Origin of the sequence: Limimaricola litoreus (assembly GCF_024159025.1) — a bacterium.
GTDB classification, from domain to species: Bacteria; Pseudomonadota; Alphaproteobacteria; order Rhodobacterales; family Rhodobacteraceae; genus Limimaricola; species Limimaricola litoreus.
In genome coordinates this window covers 1-12926 of record NZ_JAMYXC010000255.1, presented here as the reverse complement: position 1 = coordinate 12926, position 12926 = coordinate 1, and the positions used below count along the sequence as shown (strand labels likewise).

10 protein-coding genes are annotated in these 12926 nt (G+C 67.2%); 5 read left to right on the top strand and 5 right to left on the bottom strand.

All coding sequences use genetic code 11. From position 1 onward, the window contains the following. The 4 genes from NHG85_RS16065 to NHG85_RS16050 all read left to right on the top strand — a co-directional run. The coding region (locus tag NHG85_RS16065) for a class 1 fructose-bisphosphatase (protein WP_253334229.1) at positions 1–854 on the top strand (854 nt) is incomplete at its 5' end. Positions 855–865: 11 nt separating this feature from the next. After that, positions 866–1909, top strand: a complete 1044-nt coding sequence (gene fba, locus NHG85_RS16060; RefSeq protein WP_253334227.1) for a class II fructose-bisphosphate aldolase — start codon at positions 866–868, stop codon at positions 1907–1909. Positions 1910–2068: 159 nt separating this feature from the next. After that, the gene (locus NHG85_RS16055; RefSeq protein WP_253334217.1) at positions 2069–3571 is read left to right on the top strand and encodes an FGGY-family carbohydrate kinase; all 1503 of its coding nucleotides are present in this window, start codon (positions 2069–2071) and stop codon (positions 3569–3571) included. Next, a complete protein-coding gene (locus NHG85_RS16050) occupies positions 3568–5286 on the top strand; it encodes a glycerol-3-phosphate dehydrogenase/oxidase (protein ID WP_253334215.1) in 1719 nt (572 codons plus the stop codon). Before NHG85_RS16055 ends, NHG85_RS16050 begins: the two co-directional genes overlap by 4 nt. A gap of 342 nt (positions 5287–5628) precedes the next feature. Here NHG85_RS16050 and NHG85_RS16045 read toward each other — a convergent pair whose 3' ends face one another. The 5 genes from NHG85_RS16045 to NHG85_RS16025 form a co-directional block, all read right to left on the bottom strand. Then, positions 5629–6195 carry a hypothetical protein gene (locus NHG85_RS16045; RefSeq protein ID WP_253334214.1) on the bottom strand — a complete coding sequence of 189 codons (567 nt, stop codon included), beginning with the start codon at positions 6193–6195 and terminating at the stop codon, positions 5629–5631. 22 nt (positions 6196–6217) lie between these two features. Beyond that, positions 6218–7282 carry a family 8 glycosyl hydrolase gene (locus tag NHG85_RS16040; RefSeq protein WP_253334212.1) on the bottom strand — a complete coding sequence of 355 codons (1065 nt, stop codon included), beginning with the start codon at positions 7280–7282 and terminating at the stop codon, positions 6218–6220. Further along, positions 7279–9249 carry a glycosyltransferase gene (locus NHG85_RS16035; protein ID WP_253334210.1) on the bottom strand — a complete coding sequence of 657 codons (1971 nt, stop codon included), beginning with the start codon at positions 9247–9249 and terminating at the stop codon, positions 7279–7281. Before NHG85_RS16035 ends, NHG85_RS16040 begins: the two co-directional genes overlap by 4 nt. A gap of 17 nt (positions 9250–9266) precedes the next feature. Beyond that, a complete protein-coding gene (locus NHG85_RS16030; RefSeq protein ID WP_253334208.1) occupies positions 9267–10481 on the bottom strand; it encodes an HlyD family secretion protein in 1215 nt (404 codons plus the stop codon). Positions 10482–10611: 130 nt separating this feature from the next. Next, complete coding sequence (locus tag NHG85_RS16025) at positions 10612–11700, bottom strand: cache domain-containing protein (RefSeq protein WP_253334207.1); 1089 nt, start codon at positions 11698–11700, stop codon at positions 10612–10614. A gap of 841 nt (positions 11701–12541) precedes the next feature. Between NHG85_RS16025 and NHG85_RS16020 the strand changes: the two genes are divergently transcribed. After that, positions 12542–12926 (top strand): recombinase family protein (locus tag NHG85_RS16020; protein WP_253334194.1); only part of this gene is annotated, 385 nt, incomplete at its 3' end.

Below are 12926 nucleotides of genomic sequence, written 5' to 3'. Positions count from 1 at the left end.
CTTGCGCCATCGCCCATGCCGCCGCGCCGATCGCGGCGCGGCTGGCCCTGGCCGCGCTTCCGGGGGACCCGGCCCGGATCGTCGGCACCAATGACAGCGGCGATCGGCAGAAGGCGCTCGACCGCGCCGCGCATGAGCACCTGCTGGAGGCATTGGCACGCGCCGATGTGCGCGCCGTGGTTTCGGAGGAGGCCGTGGACGAAATCTCCCTGCATCCCGAGGGCCGCTTCGACGTCGCCATCGACCCGATCGACGGCTCGGGCAGCATCGGGATCGGCGCGCCGCTGGGCCTTCTGTTCTGCGTGTTCGAGGCGGGCAATACGCTGCAGCGTCCGGGCAGGGAGGTCATAGCGGCAGGCTACGTCTCCTTTGGCCACAGCACCGACATGGGGCTGAGTCTTGGCAACGGGGTAGACCTCTTCACGCTGGATCCGGCTTCGGGGCGCTTCCACCTGGCCCGTGCGCGGGTCCGCATTCCCGAAAACAAACCGATGATCGCCTACAACGCCTCGAACACCGGCCATTGGCCTGCGCCTCTGCGCGATCATGTCGAGACCAGCCTCGCGGCCGGTGCCAACATGCGCTGGATCGCGGCCGCCGTGGGCGATCTGCACCGGATCCTGCTGCAGGGCGGGATCTTCCTCTACCCGGCGGACAGGCGGAAGGGCTACGAAAACGGCCGCTTGCGGCTGCTCTACGAAGCCTTTCCGATCGCCTTCCTGATCGAACAGGCGGGCGGCGCGGCCACCGACGGGGCGAGCCGCATCCTCGATCGCACGCCCCGGAGCCTGCATCAGCACTGCCCCCTCATCTTCGGCGACCGCGAAATGGTCGCCGCCATTCCCTGCCACTGAGGAGACACCCCATGGCCCGCATCACGCTTCGTCAGCTTCTCGACCACGCCGCCGAAAATGGCTACGGCGTGCCCGCCTTCAACATCTCCAACATGGAGCAGGGCCTCGCCGTCATGGCTGCCGCGGACAAGGCACAGGCGCCCGTCATTCTTCAAGCCAGTCGCGGCGCCCGCGCCTACGCCGGCGATGGCGTTCTGGCGCGGCTGATCGACGCGCTGGTCGACCAGTACCCGCAGATCCCCGTTTGCATGCATCTCGATCACGGCAACAATCTTGCCACCTGCGTCACCGCGATCCAGAACGGCTTCACCTCTGTGATGATGGACGGCTCGCTCAAGGCCGACGGCACCACCCCGGCGGATTATGCCTACAACCGCGACATCACCCGTCGCGTCGTCGAGATGGCACATGCCGCCGGGGTCTCGGTCGAGGGCGAACTGGGCGTACTCGGCAGCCTTGAGACCGGGATGGGCGATCAGGAAGATGGCCACGGCGCCACGGAAAAGCTGTCCCACGAGCAGCTTCTCACCGATCCCGAGGAGGCCGAGCGCTTCGTCGCAGAGACCGGCGTCGACGCGCTCGCGGTCGCCATGGGCACCAGCCACGGCGCCTACAAATTCACCCGCGAGCCTGACGGCGAAGTGCTGGCAATGGGCGTGATCGAAGCGATCCACAAGCGGTTGCCCAACACCCATCTGGTGATGCACGGCTCCTCCTCGGTGCCGCAGGATCTCTGTGCGACGATCAACGCCCATGGCGGCGCAATTCGTCCGACCTGGGGGGTGCCGATGGAGGAAATCCAGCGCGGCATCCGCCACGGCGTGCGCAAGATCAACATCGACACCGACATTCGCCTGGCGATCACCTCCGCCATTCGCGAAACCATGGCGAACGACCCGGCCGAGTTCGACCCGCGCAAATACATGAAGCCCGCCATGGCGGCGGTGACGAAGCTGTGCGTCGAGAAGTTCGAAGCCTTCGGCACCGCCGGTCATGCCGAGCGCATCCGCGCCCTGCCGCTCGACAAGATGGCGGCAATCCACCGCGCGGCCTGAGCAAGGCCGGGCCGCATGGCATGACATGGCCCCCTGCCGGAGAAACGGGTCCGGAGGGAGCCGCCTTGATCATGGGTGGGATCGCGCGGCAGGCTCTGTCCGAAACCCGTTCCGCGGCTGCCTGACCCCATTATCACCGCATCCCAAGGGAGAGCTGACATGACGCAGTACCTGCTCGGTCTCGACAGTGGCCTGACAGTCACCAAAGCGGTGGTGTTCCGCACGAATGGCACGGTGGTCGCGCAGGGAAAATGCTCGGTGCCCCGGATCGAGGATGTCGCGCATCATGTGGAGCGCGACATGGCGCAACATTGGAAGGCTTCCGCTCGTGCGGTCCGCGCGGCCCTCGAATCTGCCGCGCAGGTGGAGGGCAACACCGTCACCCCCGCGGCCGTCGCGATCGCCGGGCATGGTGACGGGCTTTACCTGCTCGATCGCGGGGGGAAGCCATTGGGCCCCGCGGCGACCTCGCTCGACAGCCGGGCGCAGAAGCTCGTCGAAGGCTGGGACGCCGATGGCACGACGGATCGGGCCCTGACACTGTGCGGCCAGCAACCCTTTCCCGCATCGCCCTCGGCCCTGCTTGCCCATATCCGCGACAACGAACCCGACCGATATGCCCGCATTGGCGCGATCCTGTCCTGCAAGGACTGGCTGCGCCATTGCCTGACCGGCGATATCGGAACCGACTTCACCGACGCCAGCGTCGCCTTCACCGACATGCGCAGCCAATCCTACAGCACGGAGGCGCTGGCGCTTTTCGGCCTTGGCGACCTGTCGGGGGCGCTGCCACCGGTGCATCTTCCGGGCGCGGTCGCAGGTCACGTCACGCGCGAAGCCGCGGCGGCCACGGGCCTGCCCATGGGCCTGCCGGTCGCCGCCGGATTGCACGATGTCGTCGCCTGCGCGGTAGGGTCCGGCGTCACGGGGCCCGATGTTCTTGCTCTGGTGGCCGGCACCTATTCGATCAACGAGACCTTTCGCACCGCGCCCCGGTCCGGCCCCGGCTGGCTGACCCGCAACGGTCTCATGCCCGGTCAATGGAACTGCATGTCCATCTCGCCTGCCTCCAGCGCCAATCTCGACTGGTTCGTGCAGCAGGCGGCGCGTGACGCGCTGGCGACCGACGATCCCTTCTCGATGCTGCAAAAGGAGCTCGACGCGGTCGAGCAGGATCCCTCGGATATTCTCTATCTCCCCTATCTCTTCGGCTCGCCGTACCGGTCGGACATGGCGGGTGCCTTTCTGGGCCTGCGCGGCTGGCACGGGCGCGGTCACATGTTGCGCGCCGTGGCCGAGGGCATCGCCTTCAATCATCGCCAGCACGTCGACGCGCTCGACCCCGAGCGACGCATTGCTTCGGTGCGGCTGACCGGCGGCAGTAGTCGCAATCCCTATTTCGCACAGATGATGGCCGACACGCTCGAACGGCGGGTCGAGGTCCCGGCGACGCTCGAGGCCGGCGCGCTCGGTGTCGCGATCTGTGCCGGGCTCGCCTGCGGGATCTACACCGATTGGGAGGAGGCCCGGGCGCGCACCACCGGGCCGCTCATAAGCTACGAGCCCGGCGGTGCGGCTGCCCGGTTGCGGCAGGGCTATGCGCGCTACAGGGACGCCGCCGCCGCCCTGATCGATCTTCAGGCAAAGGCAGGACGCATATGAGCGACACGAGACGCGACGCCCTTTTGCAGCGCCTGCGCGAGATGCGGCACGTCCCGGTGCTGATCGTGGGCGGCGGGATCAACGGGATGGGGACCTTCCGCGACCTGGCCCTGCAGGGGGTCGATTGCCTGCTGGTCGAGCGCGGCGATTTCTGCTCGGGCACCAGCCGCGCCCCGTCGCGCATGATCCATGGCGGGCTGAAATATCTCGAAACCGGGGAGTTCCGCCTGGTTCGAGAAAGCGCGGAGGAGCGCAACCGTTTGCTCCGGAACGCCGCGCATTATGTCCACCCCCTCGAAATGATCATCCCGATCTATTCCTGGACGGCCGGGATCCTTCCGGCGCTGCGCCGGTTCCTGCGTCGTCCGGCGAAACTGACCGAGCGCGGCGCGGCGGTGATAAAGCTCGGGCTGACGCTCTACGACATATATGGCCGGCTGAACCGCGTCATGCCCCGTCACCGGATGATCCGGCGCGAGGATGCGCTGCGCGAAATCCCGGATCTCGATCCGCGGATCCGCATCGCAGCGTCCTATTACGACGCCTGGATCACCTCGCCTGAAAGGTTGGTGGTCGAACTGGCGCTCGACGGGATGGAGGCGAACCCTGCCGGCATGGCGCTGAACCATGTCAGCTTCGACGGGATCGAGAGCGGCCGGGCGCGGTTGCGCGATGCCACGACGGGCGAAGTCTTCCTAGTGGGCTGCGATCTGATGATCAATGCCGCGGGCCCGTGGATCGACCGGGTGAACGCCGCCGCGGGCGAGGAGGGCCGCATGATCGGCGGCACGAAGGGCAGCCACCTGCTGCTCGACCTGCCGATCTTCGCGCGCAGCCTCGAAGGGCGGATGATGTATTTCGAAGCGGAAGGCGGGCGGATCTGTCTTGTCTCCAACTTCATGGGACACGTGCTTCTGGGCTCGACCGATATCCCGACCGAAGACCCCGACGCGGTGGTCTGCACCGACGATGAGGTCGCCTACCTGCTGGACGCCTTCCGGCGGATTTTCCCCGAAGTGGCCGTGACGCGGGACCACATCTTCTTCAGCTACGCCGGGGTGCGCCCCCTGCCCTCGCAGGACGCCTCGGACCCGGGCGCGATCAGCCGCGATCATTCCATGCCCGTCCGCCCTGCCGCCCAGGGCCGCGGCTTTCCGATCCTGTCGCTGGTCGGCGGCAAATGGACGACCTTCCGCTCCTTCTCGGCCGGGGTGACGGATGCGGCGCTGTCCTGTCTGGGCCGGGAGCGGCGGCGCACGACAGAGGAGCTGGCGATCGGTGGCGGCACCGGCCTGTCACAAAGGACCGGCGATGCGGAGGCGCTCCTGTCGGATCTTGCCGCCACGGGCCTGTCGCGGGCCCGGGCGGCCCGGCTTCTGGCCTGTTATGGCTCGCGGGCGCGGCTGATCGCGAACGCCTTCAGGGGGCCGGAAACTTTCCTGACGCACCTCCCCGACGTCTCGCATGAGGAGCTCGCCTTCATCGCGCGGCACGAGGTGGTCCACACCGCGCAGGATGTTCTCTTCGGGAGGGGGGCGCTGTTTCTGGAACGCCCCCTGCCCCGCGCCGCGCTGTCGGAGCTGGTCCGGGCGCTCGCCGGCATTCTCGATTGGGACGCGGCGCGCATCACCCTCGAAGAGGAAGGCCTGATCGAGCGCTACAGGCGGCACCATCGCATCGGTTTCGATGCCGAGGGCATGCCGCAGTTTGTCTGACAGGCGCCTGAAGGCATAGGAGAGGCGGCAGAGCCGCCCGTGCATCCCGGTCTTGCCGGCGTGCCGGACCATCTCGGGATCGACCCAGGCCGACAGCGAGCCGCGCTTGCGGCACAGGTCCGCGCGCTTTGCGCCTGCCTCGTGCTCAGCCAGATTGCCGATAACCTGCTCGTCCGTGACTCTCGTTCGCTTGATTGTCCGCCCTCGAATTGTGGCGGACCCCAATCGACGGTGGTGGAAAAATCCCGTGGCAGGTCAGTGCCGAACAAGGTCCCCAAATCCCTCCAGCCCGCCGTCAAGGCCGACCTGCGCGAGATCTGGCAGGTGAATTCCCCACTCACCTCAAAAGGTATTGAGCGCTGCGCCAACGAAGACCTCGCGTGCCTGCAGCCGGTAACCGGCCCGAATGCGCCAGTCCGAGCCGCTGATCGTCTTGGCAACGACGAGGCTTTGCTCGGCATAGCCCGTGTCGTCGCCGGTCGCGACAAGGGCCAGCGACTGTCCCGCCGGGTTGCGGGAGGCTTCGATCATGGAGAAATAGGACCAGTCGATGCTGTTGATCTCGCCGATCACGAAAACGCCGCCCCAGTCGGTCGAGGTGTAGTTCTCGGCCACGATCTTGGCCCCGAGCCTCACGTCGCCGTCGTAGCGCAGCGAAGGGCCATAGCGCAGCGTAACCGGGCGTCCTCCTAGGCTGAGCTGACGTGACAGCGAGGTCGAGAACCCCAGCGAACCACCATCGGTATAGCGCGACCAGACCGCGCCGGTGGAGATGCCGTCGCGCTCGAAGCTGCCGACGGCGGTGCTGTCGGTCGGGCCGAGATCGAATTGCAGGTATTCGCCATCGGCACGGGCGAGGCCGGCGCTCAGCACGAAGGCAAGGAGGGCGTGGCCAATCAGGCGGATCATGAAGAACTCCGTTGGGTTGCAACTAGCTTGTCATCAGCCCGATATCATGGGCCACCAGCTCGGACAGCAGGCCGAGCGTCGCCGGGTAGTAGCTCTGTCCGTCCATGGTCTTGAGCAGGGGCGGCGGGCTGGTGGCATCGGTGGCGCGCAGCACCGTCCGAGCCAGCATCTCGTAGCCGGGCGCGCCGTCTCGGTGCAACACCGCGCCGTCGCGCGCGGCCTGCACCGGCGTGCCCTGCCCCGCCTGCGCCCAGAGCTGCGCCGCACGGCGCACCAACGGATGTCCGGCACGCCCCGACCAGACGAGGTAGAGCGGCACGCGGATCGCGTCGTAGCCGAACTGCCCCTTGGGGCCATCCGCCGGGATCCACCCCCTTGCGTCGAGGCCGAGCCAGTCGGGCGGCAACCCCCGCTGCGCCACCTCCTCGAGCAGCCCGGCGCCGTCCTCGGCGGCCCGTGCGAGAATGGGCAGGTCATAGGCGGCGGCCAGCTCGTGCAGCGCGCGCGGCATGATGTAGGAGGGGTTGAGCGTGACATGTCCTTCGCCGCGGAAATGCTCCGCGGCAGGCAGCAACAGGTGTCGGCCCGGCTGGCGCGGATCCTCGGCGATGCAGATCTCCATCACCCCGCGCGCGACCTGCCCTCCCTGCTCCAGCGCCTCGGCATCGCCGAAGCGGCGGCCACCGCGCAGCAGCGCCCAGGCATAGAACAGGTCGCCGTCGCTGGCGTTGTTGTAATCGCGTGCGGCGGCCGACTCGCCCGGCACGTAGCGCCAGGCGAGCAGCGGGTCGCGCCGCACGGCGAGATTGGCATTGGTCCAGCCGCGGATCGCGTCGAAGGTCTCCCTGTCGCCCGCGGCAACGGCGAAGAGCAGCGCCCAGGCCTGTCCCTCGGAATGGCTGATGTCGCCCTGGTAGTCATCGATCACCCGCCCCTCGGGCATCAGGAAGCGTGCGCGCCAGTCCTGCCAGTTGCGACTGTCGAACACGGCAGCCGCGCGCGCCACGGCGGGCGCGGCGATCATTCCGGCGACGCCCGTCAGCCCCGCGAGACAGGCGCGGCGGCTGACCCGCCCCGCCCCGCTCACGACGCACCCCCGCTGAAGCTCAGGCGGCGGGCGATGTCGCGCATGACCTGGCCGAGCTTGACCTCGCCGATACCCGGCGCTGCGCCCTCGGTGTAAAAGCGGCGCAGCAGCGCATGATGCAGCTCCGGGCTGGGCGCGAGCCGCAGCCGGGCGCCATCGGCGGTGGTCTCAATCACGGTGGCCTCCATATCTCCCAATCCGGGAATTCTCAGTATGCCGCTGGTACCGGCGGGGTAGAGCCGGCCGCGGATGCGGGCGGTGTCTTGCGTGAGCGACGCGAGCCAGAGCCTGCGCGGTGCCGCGTCGCCTGCCGCGAAGATCACCCGTTCGGGCGCATCGGCGACGTGGCGCTCGTGGCGCGGCAGCTCGATGCAGGCAAGGATGGTCAGCGACAGGACGAACAGGTTGTAGAAGGTCCAGAACAGCACGACCGCCTTGCCGTCGCCCGCGTCGTAATGGGCCAGCTCGTCAAAAGCGCTGCCGAGCCACAGCCCGATCACGCTCAACCCGGCGAGCGCGAGATAAGGCATCATCAGCCGCCACTGCACCACGATCCGGCTGCGATCGCCGCCCTTGGCCGTGACCTTGAACTTGTGGCCCTTGGGGCGCAGCAGCCCGTGCAGCGCCGCGCGGGTGATCGGGATGGCGCCGACGATCTGGCTCACGTCGTGCAGCACCGGCACCACCGTGCCGCGCGACAGCAGGTTCATGACCCCCAGCGACCAGACGTAGTACACGCCGAAATAGGACAGCACCTCGGGCACGCGGGCATCGACGACGATGGTGCCGAAGAACCAGTAGAGCAGCGGAAAGCTCAGCCCCGCGAGACGGAAGGAAAAGCTGCCAAGCCAGTAGATCAGCGTGTCCATCACGCTCCAGCGATCGCGCAGGCGCAGCTTGTTGTCGCCCAGCGGCCCGAGCCGGCCACGCGCGATCTGCATCAGGCCGAGGCACCAGCGCGCGCGCTGGGTGACGTATTCGCCCACGCCCTCGGCGGCGAGTCCCTCGGTCAGCGGCTCGTTGAGATAAGCGGTCGAGAGGCCGCGCTCCTGCAGCGTCAGGCTGAGCAGGTAATCCTCGGTGACGCTGTCGGTCGGAAAGCCGCCGATGCCGCGCAGCGCGCTCCAGCGCATGACCGAAGACGTGCCGCAGCAGATCGCGATGCCCCACCCGTCGCGCGCGGGCTGGATGTGATCGAAGAAAAAGCGCTGCTCGTCGGGATAGGAGTGCGCGAGGCCGAGGTTGTGCTGGATCGGATCGGCATTGAAGAAATGCTGCGGCGTCTGCACGAGGCCAACGCTCTCGTCGTGGAACAGCGCCACGCAGCGGGTGAGGAAATTGCGATGCGGCACGAAATCAGCATCGAGGATGGCCACGAAATCGGGGGCATTCCCCTCGGCGTCGAGAAGATCGAGCGCGTGGTTGATGTTGCCTGCCTTGGCATGGGCATTGTCCGGGCGGGTGATGTGGCGCACGCCGTGCTGGGCGCAGAAGGTGGCCAGCCAGTCGCGCTTGCCGTCATCGAGCACCATCACCTCGGCGTTGGGCCAATCGACCGAAAGCGCGCCGACGATGGTGCGTTCGAGCACCTCGCGCTCCTCGTTGTAGGTGGCGATCATCAAGGCGACCTTCGGCGCCGGGTCCGTCCCCCACCACCCGGCGTTTTTCGTGGCCTCATCGTGCCGATCGCGGCGGCGCATCAACAGGACGGCCGCGTTGAGCGAGCTGACGAGGGCAACGAGTTCGAGCGCGAAGAGCGTGCTGCTGGCGACGAAATCGAAATCGAACCCAACGGGCGCGAGCGTTTCGGTGCCGCGCCACCAGATGTAGCGCAACGCCAGCGCGATCACGCCGCCGAGCATCAGCACCCGGTGCCACGTGCGGCGCAGGTCTACCACCAGCGGCAACAGCACCACCAGCCCGAGCGCGAGCAGCATCAGCGCCAGGCTGCGCTGGCTTTCGCTCAACCAAGGGTGCAGCGCGATCACAGCAGGCCGCGCAGACGGTCGAGCGGGCGACCCTCGAAGAACACGCGGCCCGTGCGGCCGACCGGGCAATACCCGGCCTCGGAATCCGACAGGCCGGGCACGGAGACGGCGACGTCGTAGCGCTCGAGGTGCTTGGGGCCCGGGGCAACCGCGAGATTGCGGTAGATCGTCGCCGCGCCCGCCCCGGCCAGCCGCTCGACCGTCGCGTGGAAGACCTCGCCCGTCCCCGACAGGCGGAAGCGGGCGGCATCGCCCGGCTTGAGCCGGTTGTAGACGCTTTCGCTGACCGAGGCCGTGACGATCACGTTGCCGCAATCGAGCAGGCGCAGGATGTCCTGACCGCGCTCGACCCGCTCTCCATGCCCGGCAAGAACCTCCCACAACCGCCCGTCGAGCATCGAGATCAGGGGGGCTTCGGTGAGGTGGTTGACGCTGATCCGCTCCTCGACGATGCGCTTGTCGAGCGCGCTGATCTGGCTGAGCTGGGCACGATAGGCCGCCTCGAAACCATCGAGCCGGGCCCGCAGCTCCGCCAGGCGCTGCCCGGCATAGGGGCTGTCGCTGTAGTCATTGGCGACGAACACGCCGTCACGCGCCGCCGAAAGAGCGGAGCGGCGTACGCCGACTTCCTCGCGCGCCCATTCGACCGCCAGGGCAAGATCGCTGGGGACATCCCGGGGCAGGTTCGGCGCCAGCCCGGTGTCGGGTCTGGCACGCCGCACCGGGTCCTCGATCGCGAGGGGCGGCTCCAGGGCCGCGACCCGGGCGCGAGACGACTCGCGCGCGCGCTCCTCCAACAGGGCCAGCCGCTCGAGCGCGTGATTGAGCCGGATCTCGGCCTGCCGGATGTTGCTGCGTTCGAACCGCGCGGCGCGCACGGAGATCGTCGTCGCCATGTTGCGGGTCTCGGTGATCACGTCGCGCAACCGGTCGCGCTCGATCCGCGCATCGCGCTGTTCGAGCACCAGATCATTGAGCCGGATCCGGTCGACCCGGCTGTCGGAAACCGAGGCCAGCTCCTCGCTGCGCCGCACGGTGGCGCCCAGAGCCAGGTCTGGCATGGTGACCTTGCCCGCGATCGGCGCGCGCAAGGTGGCGAGCCGCGCGTTGACCATGGCATTGGCGCTGGCCCCGCCCATCTGTTCGCCGACGATCACCCAGATCGAGACGAGGACAAGCAGGAGGCCGATGAAAAGGCGGGTAAAGCGCATGAGGGAGAAGGTCCTTGTGCAGAGGGTCTTGGCGCAAGCTGGGACTTGGGTCGACTGTGGGTCGCGGCCGTTCAAGCATAACGGGGCGTCGTATCGGGCACCCGCGGCGCGGGTGGCCCGACTGTTGCATTCAGGTCCGCTGGAGCCGGACGATGGCCTCCGAAAGCCTCGCGGCCTCGCGGCTGCTGTGCTGCTCGTTCGGGTAGATATCATGGCCTTCCGCGATGGCCTGCGCCTCGCGCGACAGGATGCGCAGCGGGCTCAGGAAATAGCGGCAGAACAGCGCCGTCCCGAGCATCAGCGCCCCGCTCAGCCCGAGGATGACGAAAAGGATATCGCGCGAGAAGACAAAGGAGCCGATGTTGAGCGCGGAGATCTGCGTCGGCACCCGCGCCACCAGCCGCCAATCGAGCGAGGCCATGTCGCCGGTGACGATCTTGGGCAGCAGTGCCAGAAACGCGTCGTTCTGCGCGTCGTGCGGCACCCGGAAGGTGCCCTGCTGCCCCGAGGAGACGACCTGCTGGGCCCGGTCGGACAGCCCCTCGGGCATCGCCTCGGCATGATCGAACAACACCCGGCCGCGACCATCGACGAGGAACAGGTCAAGATCGAGCACCTTGCCGCTTTCGACGAGGTAGCTATGGATCCAGCCCATGTTCAGGCGGTAGATCAGCACCCCCTCGACCCGGCCATCGGAGTCGCGGATCGCCGCGGAGAGATCAACGAACTGCACTCTCCCCTCGGTATCGCCAGGCACCAGTCGGGCAAGACGATTGGCCCTTTCGGCAGCGCCGGCGTAGCTGCCGCCCAACCCGCGGCGAAACCACATGGAGGCCGAGACGTCCTGCCCTTCGACTTCGGGCCGCGAACTGGCCACCAGCCTGCCGCTGGCATCGGCGATGCCGGTCCAGGCGATGGAGCTCGAAATTCTCGAGATCGCGGTCAGACGGGGCCGCGCCGCGTCGATCTGTTCCATCCGAAGCGTGCCGGCGACGGCGTTGATCGAATTCCACTCCCGGTCGAGCGCCTTGGAGAGGTTCATGCGCAGCGCCTCCCCGCGCAGGTAGACCGACCTCGCCTGGACCGCGCTTTCGACGCTGTCGAGGCGCCGGTCTGCCGCGACCGTCATGAAGGCCAACCCCGCCAAGGCGGTAAAGATCACGAAGCTGAAGGTCGCGACGGTGAGACTGGGGAGGCGGTACTTGCGCTGAAGGAGCATTCTACTCTTCCAATATGAGACGTTTGATTGCAGCGCCACGAGGCGCCCCGGCCGTCGGGGCTCAAGGTCCGGAACGGCCGGCAGGGAACAGATGATCGGGGTGGTGTGAAAGCCGCCGGTCCTTGACCTATCGGCGGGGTCGGGCGCTGACAAAGACACGCGCTTCGCGCAAGATGCGTTCGCGCATAAGCGCGCTTATGCGCGAGAAAGGGTGCATTCGTAGCAGGTTCGGAAGCGAAGCGGTGGGCATGGTCATCAACCTTGTCGAGTATGATTACTCATCCAGATTGACGAATGCCTGCGGCGGGAATGTGGCATGGTTAACGAGATGCGGCCTTCCGGGCATGAGGACGTTACGTTCCTCGCCGAAATATCGTTTCCAAGCAGTATGGCGGCCTCTGGATGCAGCGAACTGCACGCGTCAACAGCAAGGCCATCGGCAGCCGAGCGTCGCGGGCGATCAGAATCTCCGCCGGAATGTCTGTGAGAATGGCGGTTCAGGATATTCTCTCGGGGTAAGCTTTACTCTTTAAGGCTCTGTAACTGGTTGTAAAAACCTTATCATATGAACCAAAGCTCTGCTTTCTTCAGTTACCCATGTGCTTTCCGGGGACGTTCCGGCGGCTCCGCCCTGCTCGGGCAAGCACTCCTGATCCGTCCAATACCCAGCCGCCGTCGGAACGGAACAAAGACGAAGGACCCGTTCCAGGCCCTTGCGGACCAAGCCTCAGTGGTGAGGAAAACCCGGCAAAGACGAGGCTCTTCCTTCAACGGGATGCCATTGCCTGCTCCTACAAACGGTCGTATTCTCCCATGATATGTATTTGGAATAGCATACCTCATGCCCCTTATCGGTTACGCCCGCGTATCGACCGAGCTTCAGGATACGGCCGCGCAGCGCCGTGCGCTTGCCTCGGCAGGCTGTGTCGAGATCCATGAAGAGTTCGCCTCGGGCGCCGCGCGAGCCCGGCCGGTGCTGGGCAAGCTGATCGCGCGCCTCGGACGCGGCGACGTGCTGGTCGTGGTGCGCATCGACCGTCTCGCGCGCTCGCTGTCGCATCTGCTCGACGTCATCGAGACGCTGGAGGCCAAGGGTGCGCATTTCCGATCGCTGGGCGATCCGATCGACACCACCTCGCCGCAGGGCAAGTTCACGCTACAGATCCTCGGCGCCACGGCCGAATTCGAGCGGGCGCTGATCCGAGAGCGCACCATGGCGGGGCTGG

What these genes read in the sequence shown, in the direction of transcription:
- fba (WP_253334227.1), top strand. Translation starts at nt 866, where the DNA reads ATGGCCCGCATCACGCTTCGTCAGCTTCTCGACCACGCCGCCGAAAAT.
- NHG85_RS16055 (WP_253334217.1), top strand. Translation starts at nt 2,069, where the DNA reads ATGACGCAGTACCTGCTCGGTCTCGACAGTGGCCTGACAGTCACCAAA.
- NHG85_RS16050 (WP_253334215.1), top strand. Translation starts at nt 3,568, where the DNA reads ATGAGCGACACGAGACGCGACGCCCTTTTGCAGCGCCTGCGCGAGATG.
- NHG85_RS16045 (WP_253334214.1), bottom strand. Translation starts at nt 6,195, where the DNA reads ATGATCCGCCTGATTGGCCACGCCCTCCTTGCCTTCGTGCTGAGCGCC.
- NHG85_RS16030 (WP_253334208.1), bottom strand. Translation starts at nt 10,481, where the DNA reads ATGCGCTTTACCCGCCTTTTCATCGGCCTCCTGCTTGTCCTCGTCTCG.
- NHG85_RS16025 (WP_253334207.1), bottom strand. Translation starts at nt 11,700, where the DNA reads ATGCTCCTTCAGCGCAAGTACCGCCTCCCCAGTCTCACCGTCGCGACC.